Here is a 19890-nt window from a genome sequence, read left to right as displayed (position 1 = left end):
TGTGAGGGTTTTGGGGGAAACGATACTGCTAGAAGAGGTTTGCTTTTTCGAGCCAGGCCGCCGCGATGGCCTCAGCGGACTTCTGGTCATTGACGCTCTCGGAGTTGAGGCTCACCAGGTCCTCAGTGCTGAGGGCAGCACTGATCTTGTTCAGTACCGACGCGGCCTTGTCGGTGACCTTTTCGGAAACCAAAGGCACGACGTTGTCCGCGAAGAAGAGATTATCTGGGTCGCTCAGCGCCACGAGCTTGTCTGACTTGATGTTGGGGCTTGCCGTATAAATGTTGGTCAACTGAATAGCGTTGTCAACAAGAGCCTTAACGGTCAGCGGGCCACCACCATCCTCAATCGGGGTGAAACCGGCGGTTTCGATGCCGTACTTCGCCTTGAGGGCGGCCGGCCCATACGGACGTGTCTCCAGCACAGAGGTGCCACCAACCATGAGCGGTTCGGTGACATTCTTCAGTGACGCAATGTCCGTTAGGTTGTATTTATCCGCGAAGGCTTGGGTTACGGTCCAGGAATTCTGGTCTGAAGCCGCCGCTTTGTCCAGCACGCGCAGGGTGGAGGGAAGCGCCGCTTGGAGCTCGGTGTAGATCGCGTCGCTCGTGCCACCGACAGCGTTCGGTTCGAGTGCCTGCAGCAGGCTACCGGTGTATTCGGGGAACACATCGACGCCGCCTGCTTCCAGCTCGGGTAGGTACACCTCACGCTGGCCTATCCGGAACGTGCGGTCGACGGTGAAACCGTTGGCCTCTAATGCCTGCGAGTAGATCTCGGCGATGATCTCGTTGGAGTAGTAGTCCTGGGAACCCACAACGAGCGTGTCGGCAGCGCTTGTGGCACCACTTCCACTGCCCAAGGGATCACCGGACGCGCACCCTGCGAGGGCTACTGCGGCCCCAACCGCGACCACACTGATGAGCGCGAGTCGGCCTTTTTTTGCTGTGAACATGCGTTTTCCTTTCATGATGGCGAATTCCATCACCGGGCCAGCTTGGTGAAACCGGCCCAGATGTCTGTGGGGCGTCCGGCCGCAACTCCGCGGGGAACAACCAATTTCTGAAGCACCGTAAAGATGCCCTCAAGCAGCAGCGCGAGCAGAATAACGAGAATGGACCCGCCCAGCATCTGCGCATAATCGAGATTTTTCAACCCCGTGAACAGGAAGCGACCCAGTCCGATGTCGGCCACGTAGGCAGCGAGTGTGGCGGTGGCCACGATTTGCAGCGTGGCCGAGCGCAACCCACCCATCAAGAGGGGAAGGCTGAGCGGAAGCTCCACTTTGCGCACAATCTGCCCCGCCGACATCCCCACGGCTCTGGCGGCATCGATGGTCGCTCGATCAATCGCTTCGAAGCCGGTGTATGCGCCCGCGAGAATGGGTGGGATCGCGAGCACCGTGAGGGCCGCGTAGGGTGCGGTCAGACCGATTCCCACCGACAGAGCGACAAGCGTGAGCAACCCCAGGGTCGGAATGGAACGGAAAGCGCCTGCGGTTCCGACGGCCAAGCCACGCCCGCGTCCGGTGTGTCCAATGAAGAAGCCCAGGGGTATGGCGATGACGGACGCAAAGACAAGTGTGAGCAAAGTAAAGCCCAGGTGTTCCAATACCCGGCTGCCAATGGCATTCGATCCCACATAGTTGGTCGGATCAAACAGCCACGCGACTGCATCTGCAAAGAAGTTCATGCCACCGCCTCCTTGTCAGAGCGCATCGGCGCGCGCGCCGCCGTCGATGGCGCAGATCTCGTCCACGGCATGAGAAGGCGACCGAGAAGAACAAGAGCCCCATCCAGTGCCAGGGCGAGTCCGACCGTGGCGATAATCCCGGCAATAATTTCCGCCTGGATGCCGCGCTGAAAACCGTCGGTGAACAGACTGCCCAGGCTCTGGGCACCAATGACAGCGCCCACCGTGGCGAGACTGACCGTGCTCACTGCGACGACCCGCAACCCGGCCAGCAGGACCGGCCCCGCGAGTGGAAACTCCACCCGCCAGAATTGGGTCCACTCGGAGAAGCCCACCGCCATCGCGAACTGTCGAACGTTCCGGTCGACGGAGGCGAGACCATCGGCCACCACTCGCACCATGAGCGCCACACCGTAGAGCGTCAGGGCGATGATGAGATTGAGCGGCGAACGAACGGTCGTTCCCACGATGAAAGGAAGCACAATGAAGAGTGGGAGCGAGGGTACGGCGTACAGCAGGCCTACGCCCGAGAGAATGATGCCGCGGCCAACGCGGAAGCGGTATGCCAGCCAACCGAGGGGAACAGCTAGGAGAAAACTGAGGATGATGGGCGGAACGCTCAGCACGACGTGATCGAGAGTGCGATCCCAAATGATGTCCAGGTTTGACCATATCCAGGTCACCGGGGATCCCCACCCTGCGCCGGGGCACCCGATCCCGCGAACGGACCGGCCTTTACTTCGGGGGCGGCCTTTTCTTCGGTCGCGGTCTTTGCTCCAGCGGCGGCACTCGGGGACGTTCCACCCGCAAGTACGCCGGCGAGCCGTCCATCGGCGTCGACAAGCACGTCGCCGTCCGAGTGGGACTCGAGGTGCAGCACGCGTTTGCCGCGGTCTGCTCCGACAAAGGCTGCCACAAAATCGTCTGCCGGATTGGCCAGGATCTCCGCCGGGGACCCCACCTGGGCGATCAGCCCGCCGGTGCGCAGAATGACCACTTGATCGCCGAGCAGGAAGGCCTCATCGATGTCGTGAGTGACAAAGACTACGGTCTTGCCCAGTTCTCGTTGCAAACGAAGCAGCTCCTGCTGCAGTTCGGCGCGCACGATAGGGTCTACCGCGCCGAACGGCTCGTCCATGAGCAGAATATTGGGATTGACGGCGAGCCCACGTGCCACACCGACGCGCTGCTGCTGGCCGCCGGAGAGCTGGCTGGGATACCGGTTGGCAAGCGAACGGTCAAGTCCCACCGTGTCGAGTAATTGGAGCGCCTCTTCGCGGGCCTTCTTCTTCGGTGTCCCCTGCAGCATTGGCACGGTGGCTACGTTATCGATGACCCTGCGGTGCGGAAGGAGACCGGAGTTCTGCATGACGTAACCGATGCCGCGCCGCAGCTTGACCGGCGCGAGGGTACCGATATCGGCTCCGTCAATGTCGATGGAGCCGCTGGTCGGATCGACCATCCGGTTGATCATACGCAGCAGTGTGGTTTTCCCCGACCCCGACGTCCCGACGAACACGGTGGTCTTGCGGGAAGGCAGCACGAGGCTGAAATCTTCAACGGCGAGCGTGCCGTCAGGGAACCGTTTGGTCACCGAGTGGAATTCAATCATCCTGACGGCTCGCTCCTCGCATCTTCTGGGCCAACACAAACCAGATGCTAACCCAATCACTATTTAGAGCGACAGGCAAAACCCATCGCTAACAAAGTTTTATCCCTGAGCGAACAGGTGCGACTTTCGGGCGCAAAAAAGCCGGGCCCAGTGGGGCCCGGCTGTCGGCGGGTACTACGACAAAGTGGCGAGAAGATCCAGCGCCTGCGGGCTGTAGAAGCGGTCGAGGTAGTCGCGCATTACCAGGCGGCACTCGGTGATAAAGCGCTCGTCACCGAGCGGATTGCTATAGAAAGCGCGGGCGAGCAGCGCGTCGGCCATCTCCACGGCAACTCCGAGTCGAAAGATCAAATCGTCGCCGCTGGGCAGATCGAACTCGTTCACGAGAACGTCGGCGAGGCGGCGGGCGAAGAAGTCGGCGTCCGCAACGGCGTCGGCGCCCGGAGCGCCGTCACGGTCGTCGAAGTTCACAATACGAAAGCCCGCCTCCGTACGGTACAGGCCGACAAAGGCGGTGACGACGCAGTCGACGGCGTCCCACCAGGAGGTGAGGGTGGTGGCGCCGAGTTCGTCGACGACACGCTGCCGAAAGCGCGCTACGGCACGCTCATGCAGGGCGTGCAAAACAGCGACCCTGTCGGGGTAGTAGCGGTAAACGGTGCCGATGGAGGCACCGGCGCGTTCGGCGACCATGGCGGTCGTGATGCGGTCGAAACCGACCTCGTCCACAACGGCGGCGGCTGCATCGAGCAAACCGGACAGACGTGCAGCACTGCGCTGCTGAATCGGCTCGGTGCGCACCTGCTGTAGTGCTGCACCGGTCCCTTCACCTAATAGGCCACCAAGCGACATTTATCCCCCTTGAAGATAAGTCACCATACTACGGGGTAAAACCCTTTTTCCACAGGCCTGATCGGGGATGCACAGCAAACATGGCAGAATGAATGCGTGCCAGAGTTTCCAGACGCCACTCCGCGTGCGCCGAGTCCCGAGCGAATCATGCACCGTGCGGCCCGCATCGAAGACTGGCTCCACGAACATCGCGAGCATTCCGCCCGCCGCCGCGGCTACCAGCCCACCGTCATCCCGTATACCGGTTACGGCTCGACCGCCTGGGTACGCATCCTGTGCCGCGTGCTCCTGGCCAAGCCGGAAAAGCCCACGAAACGTCAAAGACGCCCCCGAGCGGATGGCCGTGACGCCGGCATTCGAGGCTGGCGGAGCTTCACGAGTGTGCCCGTCAACGATGTCACCGTCACGATTGAGATCGACGGGCGGACGCACCTAGTTCAGGCGGATCGCGGCGGGGTTGTCGATACCGTAGTTCCGGTATCACTGCCCGCCGGCTGGCACGTTGCCCGGCTGCACACCGAGTCCTCGAACGTGGTGGAAGCCCCGATCTTCATCGTGGCACCCACGGTCGGCTGCGGCATCGTCTCCGACGTCGACGACACCGTGATGGTCACCACCCTCCCCCGCCCCCTGCTGGCCGCTTGGAACACGTTTGTGCTCGACGAGCACGCCCGGGTGCCGACCCCTGGCATGGCCGTGTTCCTGGAGCGTCTGGCGTCGTTCACCCCCGGCTCCCCGGTCATCTACCTCTCGACCGGCGCCTGGAATGTGGCCCCCACCCTGTCACGTTTTCTCTCCCGTAACCTGTATCCCGCCGGGGCGCTCTTGTTGACCGACTGGGGACCAACGCACGACCGCTGGTTCCGCAGTGGCAGCGCCCACAAACGCGACAACCTCCGCCGACTCGCCGAGCAGTTTCCGCAGATGCGCTGGATTTTGATCGGCGACGACGGTCAGCACGACGAAGCCATCTACAGCGATTTTCAACGCGACTATCCGGGCAGCGTAGCGGCCGTGGCCATTCGTCAGCTCTCCCCGAGCGAAGCGGTTCTCGCCGGCGGTCGCTCGCGTGACGCCGTGCTCATCGAGGGCGGCCCTGAGGCGCCCTGGGTCTACGGCCCGGACGGCTCCAGCCTCGCCAATCAGCTCGCCGAACACGGGCTGCTCTAGCCACGCTCACGATCTTCGACCGTACTGTGCGTCAGCGCGTCAGTATGCGGCGCTCTACCCCATGCTCATACGACGCAGTACCAGGTTCTCGACGACCTGGGCCAGGCCGTAGAGAACGAGGGACACAATGGTGATCACCACGACCGACGCCCATACCTCGGAGTTCTGCACCTTGGCAACGGCGGCGACAATCGAATTGCCCAGTCCCTGACCGGTCGTGAGCCATTCGGCCAGCAGCGCGCCGGTGATCGCCCCGGGCACCGAGATCTTCACCGCGGCGAAGAAGGACGGCAGCGAACTCGGCAGTGCCACCTTGCGCAGGGTCGTGAAGGCGCTGCCGCCGTACACGGTGATGACATCGCTGATCTGCGGCGAGGTGGAACGCAGGCCGAACGCAATGTTCACCAGCGCCGGAAACAGCACGACGATGGCCCCCATCACCACGGCGGTCGTGAGGCCGCGCCCGGTGATGAGGCTGATGATCGGCACGAGCGCCACGAGGGGCACCGACCGGAGCAGCAGGGCAATGGGCATGAGGGCATGCTCGATCCCCCGCGACAGCGTGAAGAGCACTGCAAGGAGCAGTGCGCAGGTGAGCCCGGCTACGAACCCGAGAAAGGCGTCACCGAGGGTCACCATGAGGTTGCCGAGGACGAGGGCTCGATTATCGGCGGCATCCGGTACGGTCACGAGCCAGGTCCAGACGTCGAGGGGCCCCTTGGCCAAAAACGGCGAAATGTCCAGCACCAGGAGCAGTCCCTGCCAGGCGATCAGAACCAGCACCAGGGTGATGAGCCCGGTGAGCAGACCGCGCGCCACGGTTGACAGTGCTATCCGTGCAAAGCTCATCGGCTACTCCGTCCGTTCGTCCACGGCGTTGCTAAACGTAGGATGACGGCGAAGATCGCGTAGCCGAGCCCCGCGGCGACCCCGGCGACGAGCGCGAGGCTCCAGACCCGGTCGACGTTGGCCGTTGAACCGGCCACGAGCATGGCGATGCCCAGCCCCCGACTGACCCCGCCAAGATATTCCCCCAGGATGGCCCCAATGAAGGCGGCCGGTGCTGCGACCTGCAGCGCGGTCAGCACACTGGGCAGTCCGGCGATCAGGCGCACCTTACGCAGCTGGGTGAACTTGCTGCCGCCATAGACGGTGATGAGGTCGAGGCTGGCGGCATCCGCTGCCTTGAGGCCGACGAGCGACCCGATGACCGTGGTGAAGAACACCGACATGGCAGCGAGAAACACTGCCGTTCCTGCCGGGTCGCCCGCGCTCGGCGCCCCGATCACGATGTACGCGATCGGGCCGATGGCTACGATCGGTATGCAATAGGTGATCACGGCGACCTGCATCGCGATCTTCTCGATGCGCGGCAGCAGGAGCACAAGCGCCGCGAGGGCCAGTGCCAGCCCAGTGCCCCAGGCGAAGCCGATGAGCGCTTCGAGAACGGTGACGCTGACGTGGGGCAGGTAGAAAGCCGGCCCGTCGCTAATGAGCTGCACGAACACATCGAGCGGGGTGGGTACTGCGCCGCCGGGCATCGACCCGACCTCGGCGAAGACGGTGACGGCTCCGATCCACCACAGGCCAATGACGAGCGCGGCTCCGATCAGGCCGGTCGCCCAGGCGGGCAGGGCGCGCAGCGAACTGCGGATCACCGGTCGTCGCCCGCCACGACCGCATCGCCAAACAGCAGGTCGGAGGCGCGGTCGTGTAGGGCGTGGAACTCGGGCGTACGCATCATCTCAGGCAGCCGAGGCCTGGGGAGGTCGACGTCGATGATTTCTTTGATCCGGCCGGGCCGGGCGCTCATGACCGCGACGTGGTCGGAGAGGAAGATGGCTTCCGCGATGCCGTGGGTGACCATGAGCGTCGTGGCTGGCTTCTGTGTCCAGATGCGCAGCAGCTCCAGGTTGAGCCGCTGCCTGGTCATGTCGTCGAGGGCCCCGAAGGGTTCGTCGAGCAGCAGCACCGAGGGCTTGAGCACGAGCGAGCGTGCGATCGACACGCGCTGCTTCATGCCGCCGGAGAGCTGCGCCGGCTTCGCTTTCTCGAAGCCCTGCAGGCCGACGAGGGCGATCAGTTCGTCGATGTAGGCGTCGTCGACGGGGAGACGAGCGACCTCGAACGGCAGGCGAATGTTGGAGCGCACGCTGCGCCAGGGCAGCAGGGCCGAATCCTGGAAGGCAATGCCGAGCTGGTGCCCCTGCCGGAGTTGTTGTGGGCTCTTGCCGTCGACCCGGGTGGTGCCGCTCGTGGGCTGTTCCAGTCCGGCCAGAATGCGCAGGATGGTTGATTTTCCACATCCGGACGGTCCGAGCAGCGAGAGAAAGCTGCCCTTGTCGGTGTGCAGGTTGGCGTCATCCAGGGCGACGACGTCGGTGCGCCCGACAGTGAAGACCTTGTGCAGCTCGGAGATGTGCAGGCCGGTGCCCGCAGCCTCGCTACCGGCAGTCGTGTTCGTGACCGAGTTACGAACTCCGGCATCAGTACTACTCACGTGATTCGCTCCTTGGCGATGGCAAAGCGGGGTGATTCCTCGGGTCGGGTTTTTAGTTTACGTTTTGCATGGGCATCCACCGTGTCGTTCCGACGGATGCCCATTGCTCCCCCGCTGCTATTTGCTGTAAGCCACCAGGTCGGGGTTCTCGGCGTAGACCTCGTCGAGCAGGGTCAGATCGAACAACTGGCTGGCCGTGATCGTCAGGCCGGTAGCCGCGAGGGTGTCGATGCTCTGCTGCTGCAACTGGTCGCTGATCGTGAACAGGCCGTTGGCGAGGGTGTCGGCGCTCACCACGAGCTCAACGGACTGAATCTCGGCCTGCCGGGTCTCCTTCTCGATCGTGAGGTCGAAGGTCGGCCCGTAGGTCTCGAGGGTGAGCTGTGCGGCGGCCTCCGGGTCGTTGATCGCGTCGGTCCAGCCACGAATCTCGGCTACGAGCAGGGCCTTGAGCTTTTCCCGGTCGTTCTTGATCGCGTCGTCGGTGACCGTGAGCGTCTCCGCCACGAAGGGAAGGCCGAAGTCGGCCAACGGCAGGTTCACCGGGTCGAGTCCGAGCAGTTCGGCGTCGATGGATTCGTTGGTGAGGTAGGAGAACCAGCCGTCTACCTCGCCGTTGAACAGCGGGGTCGGGTCGTACTGCACGGGGAGGGTGGTCAACGAGTTCTCGTCGATGTCGTTGATTTCGAGGAAGGCTTCCCAGAGGCTCAGGTTGCTGGCCTGAACGCCGATGGTCTTGCCGGTCAAATCGGCGAGGCTTGCGATGTTGCCCTTATCGGCCAGGGAAAGAATAGTGAAGGGGTTCTTCTGGTAGGTGGCGCCAATGATCTTCAGCGGCGCACCCTCATTGGCGATGATGGTGCCGGTCGAGATCGCGTTGCCGATGCCCATGTCGACGTTGCCCGAGATGACGGCTGCTTCGATCGAAGCCGGCCCCTCGATCAAGTCGACAGAGTCGAAGCCCGCTGCGCTGAAGTATCCGTTCGCGTCGGCGAGGTACTCCCCCATGAATTCGGCGTTTTTGATCCAGCTGAACTGAATGCTCGCGTCCCCGAACGATGCCGCCGCGCCGTCCGCCCCGGCCACTTCTTCATCGCTGCCCGCGCACGCGGCCAGGGAGAACGCCAGGACGGCGGCGACCGCGACGCCGCGTACCACCCGGGTTGCCGATCGATGATTGAACGAGCCTCTGGACGGTGTCATTGCGGGTTTCCTTTCAAGGAAGCAAGGGCGCTGTGGAGATACAGCTGCTGTGGTTTTGGAGAGGCTTGTTTTCGGGCGCTGTCGAGCCACGAAAATGCCCCGGAAGGGGCAGTGTAAGCGTGTCATGTAACGATCCCAGTTCGACTATGTTTCAAACAGATGTCGACAAAGGAAGGATATCCTCCGCTAGACCGGCTCGATGCCCGGGCGGCCGGATCCCTAGGGTTACAAAGCGGCAGGCGCCAGGATGCGGTCGAGTCCGCGGTTGATCTGGCGGGCCCAGAGGGGACCGCGGTAGAGGAACGCCGTATAGCCCTGCACGAGGGTCGCGCCGGCGGCGAGGCGTTCCGCCACCTGAGCGGCCGTGTCCACCCCGCCGACTGAGATGACGCAGAACCCGGGCGGCACGACGGCACGAATCTGCCGCAGGATGGCGAGCGACCGGGCGTGCAGCGGGGCGCCGGACAGGCCGCCGGCTCCGGCGGCGGCGATGGTGGCGGCATCCGTTCGCAAGCCCGTGCGGGAGATCGTGGTATTCGTGGCGATGATGCCGTCGAGGCCGAGTTCGACGGTGAGGGCAGCGATGCGCGCGACCTCGGCGTCCGACAGGTCGGGTGCGATCTTGACGAGCAACGGGGTGACGCCGGCGGCCCTCTTGACCGCGGTCAGCAGCGGGGTGAGCTGGTCCAATTCCTGCAGTCCGCGCAGGCCCGGGGTGTTGGGTGAACTCACGTTGACCACGAGGTAGTCGGCGAGGGCAGCGAGGGTGTGGGCGCTCTGGAGGTAATCAGCCGTGGCGTTCTCAACGGCGGTGACGCGGCTCTTGCCAATGTTGATGCCGAGCACCGGACGGCCGGCCGCGGCACGCACCCGGGTGAGCCGGGCGACGGCTGCTGCGGCACCGTGGTTATTGAAGCCCATGCGGTTGATGACCGCGCGGTCGGCCACGAGGCGAAACAGTCGCGGCTTCGGGTTTCCGGGCTGGGCTACGGCGGTCAGAGTTCCGACCTCGACGTGGCCGAAGCCGAGCTGACCGAGCCCCAGCACGGCTTCGCCATCTTTGTCGAAGCCTGCCGCGACGCCGAACGGTGACGCAAAGTGCAGGCCGAGGGTGTTCACGCTGAGGTCGGTGCGCGGGCGCGTGAAGCGGTGAACGAGATGGCCGATGCCCAGCGCCGGCAGCAGCCGAATGACGGTGAAAGCGAGGTGATGAGCGCGCTCGGGGTCCATCCGGGTGAGCACGAGCTTGAAGAACAGCGGATACATCGGGCCCTACCGTTTGGTCGCGGCAGCGTCGACCACAGGTGTGCCAGCGGTTGACGCTGCGCTCGGCTTTTTCGAGCGTTGTGAGTGCCCGGTACGCAGCGCGGCGATGGCGGCTTCAAAGTCGTCGAGGGAGTCAAACCCCTGGTAGACACTCGCGAATCGCAGGTAGGCGACCTCGTCGAGGTCACGCAGCGGCGGGAGAATGGCCAGGCCGATGTCGTTGGCGTCGACCTGGGAGACGCCGGTCTGGCGGATGGTCTCCTCGACCTTCTGAGCCAGCATGGCGAGGTCGGAGTCCGTGACGGGTCGCCCCTGGCACGCTTTGCGCACGCCGGAGACGATCTTCTCTCGGCTGAACGGTTCGACCACGCCGCTGCGCTTGATGATATTCAGGCTCGCCGTTTCGGTGGTGCTGAACCGGCGGCCGCATTCCGGGCACTGCCGACGGCGGCGAATCGACAGTCCGTCGTCGCTCGTGCGCGAGTCGACGACTCGGGAATCGGGGTGGCGACAGAACGGGCAGAACATGGTGCTGTCAGCTTAGCGGTCGGCCGGAAAACGGGCAGCCACTGCGTCGCCGTGTGCGGGCAGGGCTTCGGCGCCGGACAATGCCGCAATGTGATCGGCGACGGCTTCGAGAGCCTCGCGGTTGTACCGAACGACCTGCTGCGGCCGTAAGAAGGTGTACGCGCCGAGTCCCGACGAGAACCGGGCTTGTCCCCCGGTAGGTAACACGTGGTTGGAACCCGCGACGTAGTCTCCAAGGCTCACCGGTGAATACGGGCCGAGAAAAATCGCGCCGGCATTCTCAATGTCGGCCAGCACCGCATCGGGGTCGCTCGTCTGAATCTCGAGGTGCTCCGGTCCGAAGGCGTTGCTGAACCCTGCGGCAACCTGCAGGTTGTCCACCAGCACGATCGCCGACTGGCGGCCGCCGAGCGCTGCGCTCACCCGTGCGCTGTGGGTTGTGGATGCTGCCAGCTCGGTGAGGCGCGCCGCCACCGCGTCGGCGAGTTCGGCCGAATCGGTCACGAGCACGGCCGCTGCAAGTTCATCATGTTCGGCCTGGCTGACCAGGTCGGCGGCGACGAGCAGCGGGTCGGCGGCGGCATCCGCTATCACGAGGATGTCGGTGGGGCCGGCCTCGGAGTCGATGCCGGCCTGCCCACGAATGAGCCGTTTGGCGGCGGCAACGTAGACGTTGCCGGGGCCGGTGACGATCTGCACGGGCTCGAGGCCGATGTCAGCCACCCCGTAGGCGAGGGCACCGATGGCGCCGGCACCGCCCATGGCGTAGATCTCGTCGACACCGAGCAGTCCGGCGACGGCGAGGATGGTCGGGTGTACCCGGCCGTCGAAGTGGCTCTGCGCCGGCGAGGCCAAAGCGATGGACCTCACGCCGGATACCTGCGCGGGCACGACGTTCATCACGACGCTCGAGGGGTAGACGGCCTTGCCGCCCGGCACGTAGAGACCGACCCGGTTCACCGGCTGCCAGCGCTGGGTGACGGTGGCTCCGGCCTCGATCGTCGTCGTCACGTGTGGGGGTACCTGCGCGGCGCTGGCGAGGCGCACGCGGCGGATTGTCTCGGTGATGGCCGTGCGAACGGCCGGGTCGAGCCCGGCGATCGCGTCATTGATGTGGCTGGCGGGAACCCGCACCTGGTCCGGGCGCACCCGGTCGAGGCGTTCGGCCTGATCAAGCAGGGCCGCCTCGCCGCGCTCGCGCACGTCGGCGATGAGGTCGGCGGCGATGTCGGCGGCGACGGCGACGCTCGTGAGGGCGCGCGGTACAGCAGCCAGGAGGGAGGCCGGGGTCGGCTCGGTCCCGCGAAGGTCAATAGTCTGGATCATCGTGTCCCAGCCTATCCGCCGCGAGCCGGAACAAGCAGCGCACGGGAATAGGCTGAGGGTGAAACAGATTGTTGGTTGCGTATGAAAAGTAATGTTGAACCCCCGCTGACTCTGCCGGTCGCCCCGCCGCTCACCGCTGATCCCCATGCCCCCGACGACCTTGCCGCGTTCAAGCACGCGTTTCGCCGTCACGCCGCCGGGGTCGCCGCGATAACGACCCTGGCCCAAGACGGCAGCCCGGTCGGCTTCACGGCTACCTCCCTCGCGTCGCTCTCCGCGGTTCCGCCGCTTGCCACGTTCAACATGGCCCGATCGGCCAGCTCGTGGGCGTCCATCGCCGCCGCCGACCGCGTGGTCATCCACATGCTCGGCGCGCATAACCGCAGCGTCGCCGAGAAACTGGCCGGGCCGCACGCCGAACGCTTCGTCGGTGAGCACTGGCAGCCCGGCCCCTACGGACTTCCGGTGCTGGAGGGCGTGACCAGCTGGATGATCGGCCGCATCGTCGAACGGGTGTCGGTGCACAACAACGCCGTCGTCGTCGTGCAGATCGAGGGCGGTGGCATGGGCCCCGACGCTGAGGCCCTGCTATACCACGAGCGTACTTACCGAGTGCCGGGTGCCGCCGTCTAGAACCTCGGCTTCGCCTGCGCGGCGGCCAACTTCTCCGCGGCCTTACGGCGGCGCCGTTCAGCCTCGACGACCGCAGCTTCGGCCGGTGTCGGCGCGGTCCCGCCCAGGTGTGCGGGCTGCCACCACGCTCCAGCGCCCGGCACCGGGTATTCCGCCTGCACGGCGTCGACCAGAGACTGCAGGGTGTCGTGCAGCCGCAGCGTGTGCGCCGCGACGTCGCGGTCGGCCGGGCCTGCCGTATCCGGTGGAATCGGCTGGCCGAAGCGGATGCCCACCGGCACGCCGACCCGCTCCCGAAGTGTAGACCGGTGGTTCTTGGTCATCAACCGATGCCCACCCCACACGGCGACCGGGATGATCGGCACGTTCGCGGCCTGCGCCATGCGCACCGCGCCGGTTTTGAGCTCTCGCACCGTGAACGAGGCATTCACGCCGCCCTCGGGAAAAACACCGAGCAGTTCGCCGTCGTGTAGAGCGTCGACGGCCTGCGCGTAGGCCTCCCGGCCGCTGTCCATGTCGACCGAGATGTGCTTCATCCCCCGCAGCAGCGCACCTATTAGGGGGTGGTCGAAGGCGCCCTTCTTGGCCATAAAACGAATGTGGCGACGGTTGTGTCGCCAGGTGATCCACTCGACCAGGGCGAAGTCGAGGTAACCGAAGTGGGTGATCGCGAGTACCGCGCCGCCGGTGGCCGGCAGATGTTCCAGGCCGGTCACAGTCGGGCGCACCCGGAGCAGGCCGAACAGGGCGCGTCCGGCGCCGATGGCGGTCGAATAGATCAGCTCTCGCTTGTGCATGTATCCAGCCTAGGCTGGCCCGCTGTCAGTCTTCTGCAGCGCGTGCGCCGCTCATCAGGTCAGGCAGTTCGGGCCGAGGATGCTCTTGAGCTCGCCGAACAGGTCAGCGCTCACCTTCACACGGTGCGGCAGTTCGAACACCCGAGCCACATCGCCCTTGACCAGTTTCAACCGTACCTCGGCATCTCCACTGTGTCGCTGGAGGATCTCGCCGAGCGCACCGACAGTATCGGTGGTCGCGCGGGCCTCCCCTACCGTGATCGAGACCAGGCTCTGGTCTGAGCCCTGGCCGAGCTCCGGTTGGAAAACACTGAACGCGTGCAGGTTCATGCCGTCATCGCGCAGGCTCACGCGGCCGCGCACCACGACGACCGAGTCGCTGACCAACTCGGGTGCGAATTCGAGGTAGGCCTTGCCCATGAACATCGCGGTGATTTCACCGCCGAAGTCTTCGACCTGGATCATGCCGTACTGGTTGCCCGATTTCTTGGCGATACGGTGCTGCACGCTCGTGATCAGGCCGGCCACGGTCACTGTGTCGCCGTCTTCGGTCGATTCTGACGCGATCAGGTCGGCGATGGTCGTGCTGGCGTGTTTGGCAAGAGGAATTTCCAGCCCGGCGAGCGGATGGTCAGACACGTACAGCCCCAGCATGTCCCGTTCGTAGGCGAGCTTCTCTTTCTTGCTCCACTCGGGCCGGTCAGGCACCTGCTCGGTGTCCTGCGGTTCGTCGAAGAGGCTGTCGAAGTCGAACCCGATATTGCCGTTGCTCTCCTCCCGCTTGATCTTGACGGCGGACTCCACGGCCGATTCGTGAATCTCAACCATGCCGCGCCGGGTCGCGCCGAGCGAATCGAATGCCCCGGCCTTGACCAGCGATTCGATCGTGCGCTTGTTAGCGACGGGCAGCGGCACCTTGCGCAAAAAGTCGTGGAAGGAATCGAAGCGGCCTTTTTCCTCGCGGGCGCTGCGAATAGCCTCGACCACGTTGAAACCGACGTTGCGCACAGCACCCAGGCCGAAACGGATGTCCGTGCCCACGGCCGCGAAAAACCCGATCGACTCGTTCACGTCGGGCGCCAGCACCTGGATCCCCATGCGGCGGCACTCATTGAGGTAGAGCGCAAGCTTGTCGCGGGAGTCGCCAACGCTCGTGAGCAGCGCCGCCATGTACTCCGCCGGGTAGACGGCTTTGAGGTACGCGGTCCAGTAGGAGAGCACCCCGTACGCAGCGGAGTGCGCCTTGTTGAAGGCGTAGTCGGAAAAGGGCAGCAGGATGTTCCAGACCGTGGTCACAGCATCCATGGAGTAACCACGGTCCTGCATGCCTTTTGAGAAGCCCTCGAACTGCTTGTCCAGCTCAGACTTCTTCTTCTTACCCATAGCGCGGCGCAGCAGGTCGGCTTCACCGAGCGTGAAGCCCGCGAGCACCTGCGCGATGGACATGACCTGCTCCTGGTACACGATCAGACCGTAGGTGGTACCGATGACCTCTTTGAGGGGCTCTTCGAGCTCCTTGTGGATGGGAATGATCTCCTGCACACCGGTCTTGCGCAACGCGTAGTTGGTGTGCGAGTTGGCGCCCATGGGCCCCGGGCGATACAGGGCGATGACCGCCGAGATGTCTTCGAAGTTGTCGGGCTTCATGAGCCGCAGCAGCGCTCGCATGGGGCCGCCGTCGAGCTGGAAGACACCGAGGGTGTCTCCGCGTGCGAGCAGTTCGTAGGCGGCGGGGTCTTCAAGCCCGAGGTCTTCGAGTACGGGCCGATGGCCGCGGTTCACCGCGATGTTGTCGAGGGTGTCATCGATGATGGTGAGGTTGCGCAGCCCCAGAAAGTCCATCTTGATCAGTCCGAGGGCTTCGGAAGCCGGGTAGTCGAACTGCGTGACGACCTGACCATCCGCTTCACGCTTCATGATCGGAATAATGTCGATCAGGGGGTCGCTGGACATGATCACGCCGGCGGCGTGCACGCCCCACTGGCGCTTCAGGTTCTCCAGGCCGAGGGCGGTGTCGAAGACCGTACGGGCTTCGGGGTCGCTTTCGATCACCGCACGAAAGTCCGCCGCTTCCCGGTAGCGCGGGTGGTCCTTATCGAACATGCCGGTGAGAGGCACGTCTTTGCCCATGATCGCCGGCGGCATGGCTTTGGTGAGTTTGTCGCCCATGCCGAACGGAAAGCCGAGTACGCGAGAGGCATCTTTCAGGGCCTGTTTGGCCTTGATCGTGCCATAGGTGACGATCTGGGCAACGCGTTCCTCGCCGTATTTCTCGGTGACGTACTTGATGACTTCACCGCGACGACGCTCGTCGAAGTCGACATCGAAGTCGGGCATGGAGACGCGGTCGGGATTCAAAAACCGTTCGAAGATGAGCCCGTGCACGAGCGGGTCGAGGTCGGTGATGCCCATCGCGTAGGCGACCATCGAGCCCGCACCGGAACCACGACCGGGGCCGACGCGGATGCCCTGCTGCTTGGACCACATGATGAAGTCGGCGACGACGAGAAAGTAACCGGGGAACCCCATCTGTACGATGATCCCGACTTCGTAGTCGGCGCGCTTCCGCACGTCTGCCGGGATGCCCTTCGGGTAACGTTTGGCCAGCCCGATCTCGTTTTCTTTAATGAACCAGCTTTCCTCGTTCTCACCCTCCGGGCAGGGAAAACGGGGCATGTAGTTGGCTTTGGTGTTGAATTCCACCTCACAGCGCTCGGCGATGAGCAGTGTGTTGTCGCAGGCTTCCGGGTGGTCACGAAACAGGTGCCGCATTTGAGCGGCCGTTTTGAGGTAGAACTCGCTGGAGTCGAACTTGAACCGATTCGGGTCGTCGAGGGTCGATGCCGACTGCACGCAGAGCAGCGCGGCGTGGGCGGTAGCGTCGTGAGCGTGGGTGTAATGCAGGTCGTTGCTGGCCAGCAGGGGCAGGTCCAGCTCCTTGGCGAGCTTGAGCAGGTCGGTCATGGTTCGGCGCTCGATATCGATGCCGTGATCCATGATCTCGCAGAAGAAGTTCTCCTTGCCGAAGATGTCCTGAAAATCTCCGGCTGCCTTCTTGGCCTCTGCGTACTGGCCGAGCCGGAGGCGGGTCTGTACCTCCCCACCGACACAGCCGGTGGTTCCGATCAGACCCGTGGAGTACTGGCTCAGCAGCTCGCGATCCATGCGCGGTTTGAAGTAGTACCCCTCGAGGCTGGCTTTCGAAGAGAGCCGGAACAGGTTGTGCATTCCCGCAGTGTTCTCGGAGAGCAAGGTCATGTGGGTGTACGAGCCGGCGCCACCGACGTCGTCGCGGTTCTGGCCACTCGTTCCCCAGCGCACCCGGGTCTTGTCACGGCGGTCGGTACCGGGGGTGATGTACGCCTCGGTGCCGATGATCGGTTTGATACCGGCGTCGGTCGCGCTCTTCCAGAAGTCGAACGCGCCGAACACGTTACCGTGGTCGGTGATCGCCACCGCAGGCATCCCCTGCTCAACAGCGGCCTTGATCAAGGGTTTCACGCGGGCTGCACCGTCGAGCATTGAGTATTCGCTGTGCACGTGAAGGTGCACAAAATTTTCGGTGGCACTGACCGGGTTACTCACAAAGACTCCGACGAGTTGATGAAACGGTTAGGGACGAGTCGGCCGGTCAGTCTCCGCGCAGCACCGAGAGGGCATGCGAGAGGTCAGCCGGGTAATCGGCGTTGTAGGTGACCCATTCGTGACTGTCCGGATGGGTGAAAGCCAGCTGTTTGGCGTGGAGCCACTGGCGCTTGAGTCCGAGTCGGGCGGTGATCGACGGATCGGCGCCGTACATGGCGTCGCCGACACACGGATGCCGCTGCGCCGTCATGTGTACACGGATCTGGTGGGTGCGACCGGTCTCCAGGTGCACCTCGAGCAGGGAGGCCGAAGGGAAGGCTTCGAGGGTCTCGTAGTGGGTGATCGAAGACTTACCGTCAGCCCGTACCGCGAACTTCCAGTCGGACCGCGGGTGGCGCCCGATGGGCGCGTCGATGGTGCCGGCGAGCGGGTCGGGGTGGCCCTGTACGACCGCGTGGTAGATCTTGTCCACCTCGCGGTCGTGGAACGCCTTTTTGAGGGCGACATAGGCCGTCTCCGACTTGGCAACGACCATGAGCCCGCTGGTACCGACGTCGAGGCGGTGCACGATGCCTGCCCGTTCGGCAGCGCCGGACGTCGCGATGCGATACCCCGCCGCCGCCAGGGCGCCCGGAACGGTTGGGCCGGTCCATCCGACGCTCGGGTGGGCGGCCACGCCGGCCGGCTTGTTGATGACGACGATGCTCTCATCGTCGTGCACGACCGTGAGGTCGGGAACGGCAATAGGGATGATGCGCACCGGTTGCTTGGGTTGCCAGGTGACTTCGATCCAGCTGCCCGCCCGGAGGCGATCCGATTTGCCGACGATGGCGCCGTCGAGCACGACGCCGCCCGCCTCGGACACCTCGGCAGCGAAGCCGCGGGAGAATCCGAATAGCTTGGCCAGACCGGCGTCAACGCGTACGCCTTCCAGCCCGTCTGGCAGGGGCAGCGATCGCCGCTCCGGGGCGCTGGACAGGTCGTGGGAACCGGTCATGGCCGAGCCTCGGCCCCGGGGTTTGGCCGGTCACTGGTCGTCGAATCGGGGTCAACTGATTCGCGGGTCATGGAATCGGGGGTCACAGCATCCGTTTGTTTCAGTGTTGGGGTGGCGGTCTTGCTGACGGCCACGACCTTATTGCCGTCGAGGCCGATACCGCGAATGGTCAGAATCATGAAGATGACCATGCTGCTCACGATGGCCATGTCGGCGACGTTGTAGATCGCCGGCAACAACCACGGTGTCGAGATGAAATCGACGACGTGCCCAACCCCGAAGCCGGGTTCGCGCAGCAGCCGGTCGGTCAGGTTGCCCAGCACTCCGCCGAGGAGCAGCCCGAAAACGAGACCCCAGGCGAATGAGCGGATGCGCCGGGCGAACCACAGAATGAACACTACGACGGCGGCAGCGATGATGGAGAAGATCCAGGTAGACCCGCTCGCGAGGGAGAATGCCGCCCCCGGGTTCCGAACGAAATGCATTTGCAGCGCATCGTTCAGAACCCGGATGACGGAACCCTCGGTCATCGAAGCGACGACGAGATACTTACTGGATTGATCAAGCGCGTAAACGCCCAGCGCGACGAGGGCTAGAACGATGAGCGCTCGCGAACGCTTCTTCGTTCGGGCGCTAGGCTCCAAAGCCCTGGAAGCTGGGCTTCGGCGCGTTTCCAGCGTCAGCCGCAGAGCCGACCGAGCTCGCGTCGAGGTCGTGCAGCTGACCCTCGATGTAGTTCTTGAGCTTCAGGCGGTACTCACGCTCGAACGTGCGCAGCTCGTCAATTTTGCCTTCGAGCGTCGAACGCTCCTGGTCGAGCTTCTGCAGCTGAACGCGCTGCTGGGTCTCTGCCTCGGCGATGACACGCGCCGCAGTGGCGTGGCCTTCAGCTATCAGGGCGTCGCGCTTTTCAGCGCCCTCCTTGACGTGCTCCTCGTGCAGGCGGCGAGCCAGCTGTAGCAGGTTGGTCGTTCCGGCCGTCTCGTCGATCGGCGTCGCGGCGACTGCGGCAACCGGAGCGGCGACGGGTTCGACGACAACGGGTGTGACGACAACGGGTTCGGACGACGCGGCAGCGAGCGGAGCGGACTCGGCCACGGAGGCAGCGTCCCCTCCGACCTGAGCGCGCAGTTCCTCGTTTTCCTTGGTGAGGCGACGCAGTTCGACGACAACCTCGTCGAGAAAGTCATCGACCTCGTCCTGGTCGTATCCCTCACGGAACTTGGTCGACTGGAACCTTTTGTTGACTACATCTTCCGGAGTTAGCGCCATGGCTTTCCACCCTCAAAACTTATGTTAATTGTGAACATTTGACTGACTTGAGGCGATGGGTGCCTCAAGTGTTGGATTGACTACGGGCTTCCGTCGAGCGAGTGCAGGCTCAGGGCGAACCAGTCATCCGTCAAGGATACATGCCCCACTAGGCGCGTTGTATTATTCCTGCCACGGTCATGCCGACGATGCAGCAAAGCATCGTCAGCGTGAAGCCGAAATCCAGCGCGATCGGCCCGATGCGCAGCGGCGGGACCAGACGACGAAAGAAACGTACTGGCGGGTCCGTCAGCGTGTAGACGAATTCGACGAGCACGAGCAGGAAGCCCTGCGGACGCCAAGACCGGTTGACACCGCGCACGAGGTCAATGATAAACCGACCCCAGAGCACGAGGAAGTACATGAAGAACAGGAAGTAGAGAAGATTCCCCAGAATCGATAGACCAGTCACACTTAA

Annotated in this window: 20 protein-coding genes; 2 read left to right on the top strand and 18 right to left on the bottom strand. The window is 64.1% G+C overall.

Going from position 1 to position 19890, the window contains the following annotated elements:
- Positions 1-28: 28 nt before the first annotated feature.
- The 5 genes from CXY83_RS04635 to CXY83_RS04615 form a co-directional block, all read right to left on the bottom strand.
- Positions 29-955, bottom strand: coding sequence for an ABC transporter substrate-binding protein (locus CXY83_RS04635; protein ID WP_104196281.1), 927 nt, complete (start codon positions 953-955; stop codon positions 29-31).
- A gap of 29 nt (positions 956-984) precedes the next feature.
- The gene (locus CXY83_RS04630; protein ID WP_104196217.1) at positions 985-1692 is read right to left on the bottom strand and encodes an ABC transporter permease; all 708 of its coding nucleotides are present in this window, start codon (positions 1690-1692) and stop codon (positions 985-987) included.
- On the bottom strand, positions 1689-2375 hold the full coding sequence (locus CXY83_RS04625; RefSeq protein WP_104196216.1) for an ABC transporter permease: 687 nt from the start codon (positions 2373-2375) through the stop codon (positions 1689-1691). Before CXY83_RS04625 ends, CXY83_RS04630 begins: the two co-directional genes overlap by 4 nt.
- Positions 2372-3304, bottom strand: coding sequence for an ABC transporter ATP-binding protein (locus CXY83_RS04620; protein WP_104196215.1), 933 nt, complete (start codon positions 3302-3304; stop codon positions 2372-2374). Before CXY83_RS04620 ends, CXY83_RS04625 begins: the two co-directional genes overlap by 4 nt.
- 174 nt (positions 3305-3478) lie before the next feature.
- Entirely contained in the window at positions 3479-4156 is a 678-nt protein-coding gene (locus CXY83_RS04615; protein WP_104196214.1) for a TetR/AcrR family transcriptional regulator, read from the bottom strand.
- Positions 4157-4303: 147 nt separating this feature from the next.
- On the opposite strand from CXY83_RS04615, the gene CXY83_RS04610 reads away from it, so the two are divergent.
- Positions 4304-5326, top strand: a complete 1023-nt coding sequence (locus CXY83_RS04610; protein ID WP_104196280.1) for an App1 family protein — start codon at positions 4304-4306, stop codon at positions 5324-5326.
- Between the two features lie 54 nt (positions 5327-5380).
- Here CXY83_RS04610 and CXY83_RS04605 read toward each other — a convergent pair whose 3' ends face one another.
- From CXY83_RS04605 to hisD, 7 genes are all read right to left on the bottom strand, one after another.
- Positions 5381-6175 (bottom strand): ABC transporter permease, encoded by a 795-nt coding sequence (locus CXY83_RS04605; RefSeq protein ID WP_104196213.1) that lies wholly within the window; start codon positions 6173-6175, stop codon positions 5381-5383.
- The gene (locus tag CXY83_RS04600; protein WP_233200585.1) at positions 6172-6984 is read right to left on the bottom strand and encodes an ABC transporter permease; all 813 of its coding nucleotides are present in this window, start codon (positions 6982-6984) and stop codon (positions 6172-6174) included. The genes CXY83_RS04605 and CXY83_RS04600 overlap by 4 nt, the downstream gene beginning before the upstream one ends.
- A complete protein-coding gene (locus tag CXY83_RS04595) occupies positions 6981-7826 on the bottom strand; it encodes an ABC transporter ATP-binding protein (RefSeq protein ID WP_104196212.1) in 846 nt (281 codons plus the stop codon). The genes CXY83_RS04600 and CXY83_RS04595 overlap by 4 nt, the downstream gene beginning before the upstream one ends.
- 117 nt (positions 7827-7943) lie before the next feature.
- Complete coding sequence (locus CXY83_RS04590; RefSeq protein ID WP_104196211.1) at positions 7944-9029, bottom strand: ABC transporter substrate-binding protein; 1086 nt, start codon at positions 9027-9029, stop codon at positions 7944-7946.
- Positions 9030-9254: 225 nt separating this feature from the next.
- On the bottom strand, positions 9255-10295 hold the full coding sequence (locus CXY83_RS04585) for a quinone-dependent dihydroorotate dehydrogenase (RefSeq protein WP_104196210.1): 1041 nt from the start codon (positions 10293-10295) through the stop codon (positions 9255-9257).
- Between the two features lie 6 nt (positions 10296-10301).
- Positions 10302-10823, bottom strand: coding sequence for a transcriptional regulator NrdR (gene nrdR / locus CXY83_RS04580; protein ID WP_104196209.1), 522 nt, complete (start codon positions 10821-10823; stop codon positions 10302-10304).
- Positions 10824-10835: 12 nt separating this feature from the next.
- Entirely contained in the window at positions 10836-12149 is a 1314-nt protein-coding gene (gene hisD / locus CXY83_RS04575) for a histidinol dehydrogenase (RefSeq protein WP_104196208.1), read from the bottom strand.
- Between the two features lie 81 nt (positions 12150-12230).
- On the opposite strand from hisD, the gene CXY83_RS04570 reads away from it, so the two are divergent.
- On the top strand, positions 12231-12782 hold the full coding sequence (locus tag CXY83_RS04570; protein ID WP_104128409.1) for a flavin reductase family protein: 552 nt from the start codon (positions 12231-12233) through the stop codon (positions 12780-12782).
- Here the strand turns inward: CXY83_RS04570 and CXY83_RS04565 are convergent.
- The 6 genes from CXY83_RS04565 to CXY83_RS04540 all read right to left on the bottom strand — a co-directional run bounded on the left by CXY83_RS04565 (position 12779) and on the right by CXY83_RS04540 (position 19884).
- Complete coding sequence (locus CXY83_RS04565; RefSeq protein ID WP_104196207.1) at positions 12779-13579, bottom strand: 1-acyl-sn-glycerol-3-phosphate acyltransferase; 801 nt, start codon at positions 13577-13579, stop codon at positions 12779-12781. The genes CXY83_RS04570 and CXY83_RS04565 overlap by 4 nt on opposite strands.
- 54 nt (positions 13580-13633) lie before the next feature.
- The gene (gene dnaE, locus CXY83_RS04560) at positions 13634-17101 is read right to left on the bottom strand and encodes a DNA polymerase III subunit alpha (protein WP_104196278.1); all 3468 of its coding nucleotides are present in this window, start codon (positions 17099-17101) and stop codon (positions 13634-13636) included.
- Between the two features lie 109 nt (positions 17102-17210).
- Entirely contained in the window at positions 17211-18161 is a 951-nt protein-coding gene (locus CXY83_RS04555; protein ID WP_104196206.1) for an RluA family pseudouridine synthase, read from the bottom strand.
- On the bottom strand, positions 18158-18805 hold the full coding sequence (lspA, locus tag CXY83_RS04550; protein WP_104196205.1) for a signal peptidase II: 648 nt from the start codon (positions 18803-18805) through the stop codon (positions 18158-18160). The genes CXY83_RS04555 and lspA overlap by 4 nt, the downstream gene beginning before the upstream one ends.
- Entirely contained in the window at positions 18795-19433 is a 639-nt protein-coding gene (locus CXY83_RS04545) for a DivIVA domain-containing protein (RefSeq protein ID WP_104196204.1), read from the bottom strand. The genes lspA and CXY83_RS04545 overlap by 11 nt, the downstream gene beginning before the upstream one ends.
- 148 nt (positions 19434-19581) lie before the next feature.
- On the bottom strand, positions 19582-19884 hold the full coding sequence (locus CXY83_RS04540) for a YggT family protein (protein WP_233197860.1): 303 nt from the start codon (positions 19882-19884) through the stop codon (positions 19582-19584).
- Between the last annotated feature and the right edge of the window lie 6 nt (positions 19885-19890).

The organism is Cryobacterium sp. M15, assembly GCF_002929675.1.
Classification (GTDB): domain Bacteria; phylum Actinomycetota; class Actinomycetes; order Actinomycetales; family Microbacteriaceae; genus Cryobacterium; species Cryobacterium lyxosi.
Note: the sequence above shows the minus strand (reverse complement) of the source record. Positions and strands in the feature narration are given on the sequence as shown.

Bases quoted from the DNA above. Each gene is read 5' to 3' on its own strand.
- CXY83_RS04615 (WP_104196214.1), bottom strand. From the start codon at position 4,156: ATGTCGCTTGGTGGCCTATTAGGTGAAGGGACCGGTGCAGCACTACAG.
- CXY83_RS04545 (WP_104196204.1), bottom strand. From the start codon at position 19,433: ATGGCGCTAACTCCGGAAGATGTAGTCAACAAAAGGTTCCAGTCGACC.
- nrdR (WP_104196209.1), bottom strand. From the start codon at position 10,823: ATGTTCTGCCCGTTCTGTCGCCACCCCGATTCCCGAGTCGTCGACTCG.
- dnaE (WP_104196278.1), bottom strand. From the start codon at position 17,101: ATGCTCGACGGTGCAGCCCGCGTGAAACCCTTGATCAAGGCCGCTGTT.
- CXY83_RS04620 (WP_104196215.1), bottom strand. From the start codon at position 3,304: ATGATTGAATTCCACTCGGTGACCAAACGGTTCCCTGACGGCACGCTC.
- CXY83_RS04570 (WP_104128409.1), top strand. From the start codon at position 12,231: ATGAAAAGTAATGTTGAACCCCCGCTGACTCTGCCGGTCGCCCCGCCG.
- hisD (WP_104196208.1), bottom strand. From the start codon at position 12,149: ATGATCCAGACTATTGACCTTCGCGGGACCGAGCCGACCCCGGCCTCC.
- CXY83_RS04635 (WP_104196281.1), bottom strand. From the start codon at position 955: ATGTTCACAGCAAAAAAAGGCCGACTCGCGCTCATCAGTGTGGTCGCG.
- CXY83_RS04585 (WP_104196210.1), bottom strand. From the start codon at position 10,295: ATGTATCCGCTGTTCTTCAAGCTCGTGCTCACCCGGATGGACCCCGAG.
- CXY83_RS04605 (WP_104196213.1), bottom strand. From the start codon at position 6,175: ATGAGCTTTGCACGGATAGCACTGTCAACCGTGGCGCGCGGTCTGCTC.
- CXY83_RS04610 (WP_104196280.1), top strand. From the start codon at position 4,304: ATGCACCGTGCGGCCCGCATCGAAGACTGGCTCCACGAACATCGCGAG.
- CXY83_RS04590 (WP_104196211.1), bottom strand. From the start codon at position 9,029: ATGACACCGTCCAGAGGCTCGTTCAATCATCGATCGGCAACCCGGGTG.
- CXY83_RS04630 (WP_104196217.1), bottom strand. From the start codon at position 1,692: ATGAACTTCTTTGCAGATGCAGTCGCGTGGCTGTTTGATCCGACCAAC.
- CXY83_RS04555 (WP_104196206.1), bottom strand. From the start codon at position 18,161: ATGACCGGTTCCCACGACCTGTCCAGCGCCCCGGAGCGGCGATCGCTG.
- CXY83_RS04565 (WP_104196207.1), bottom strand. From the start codon at position 13,579: ATGCACAAGCGAGAGCTGATCTATTCGACCGCCATCGGCGCCGGACGC.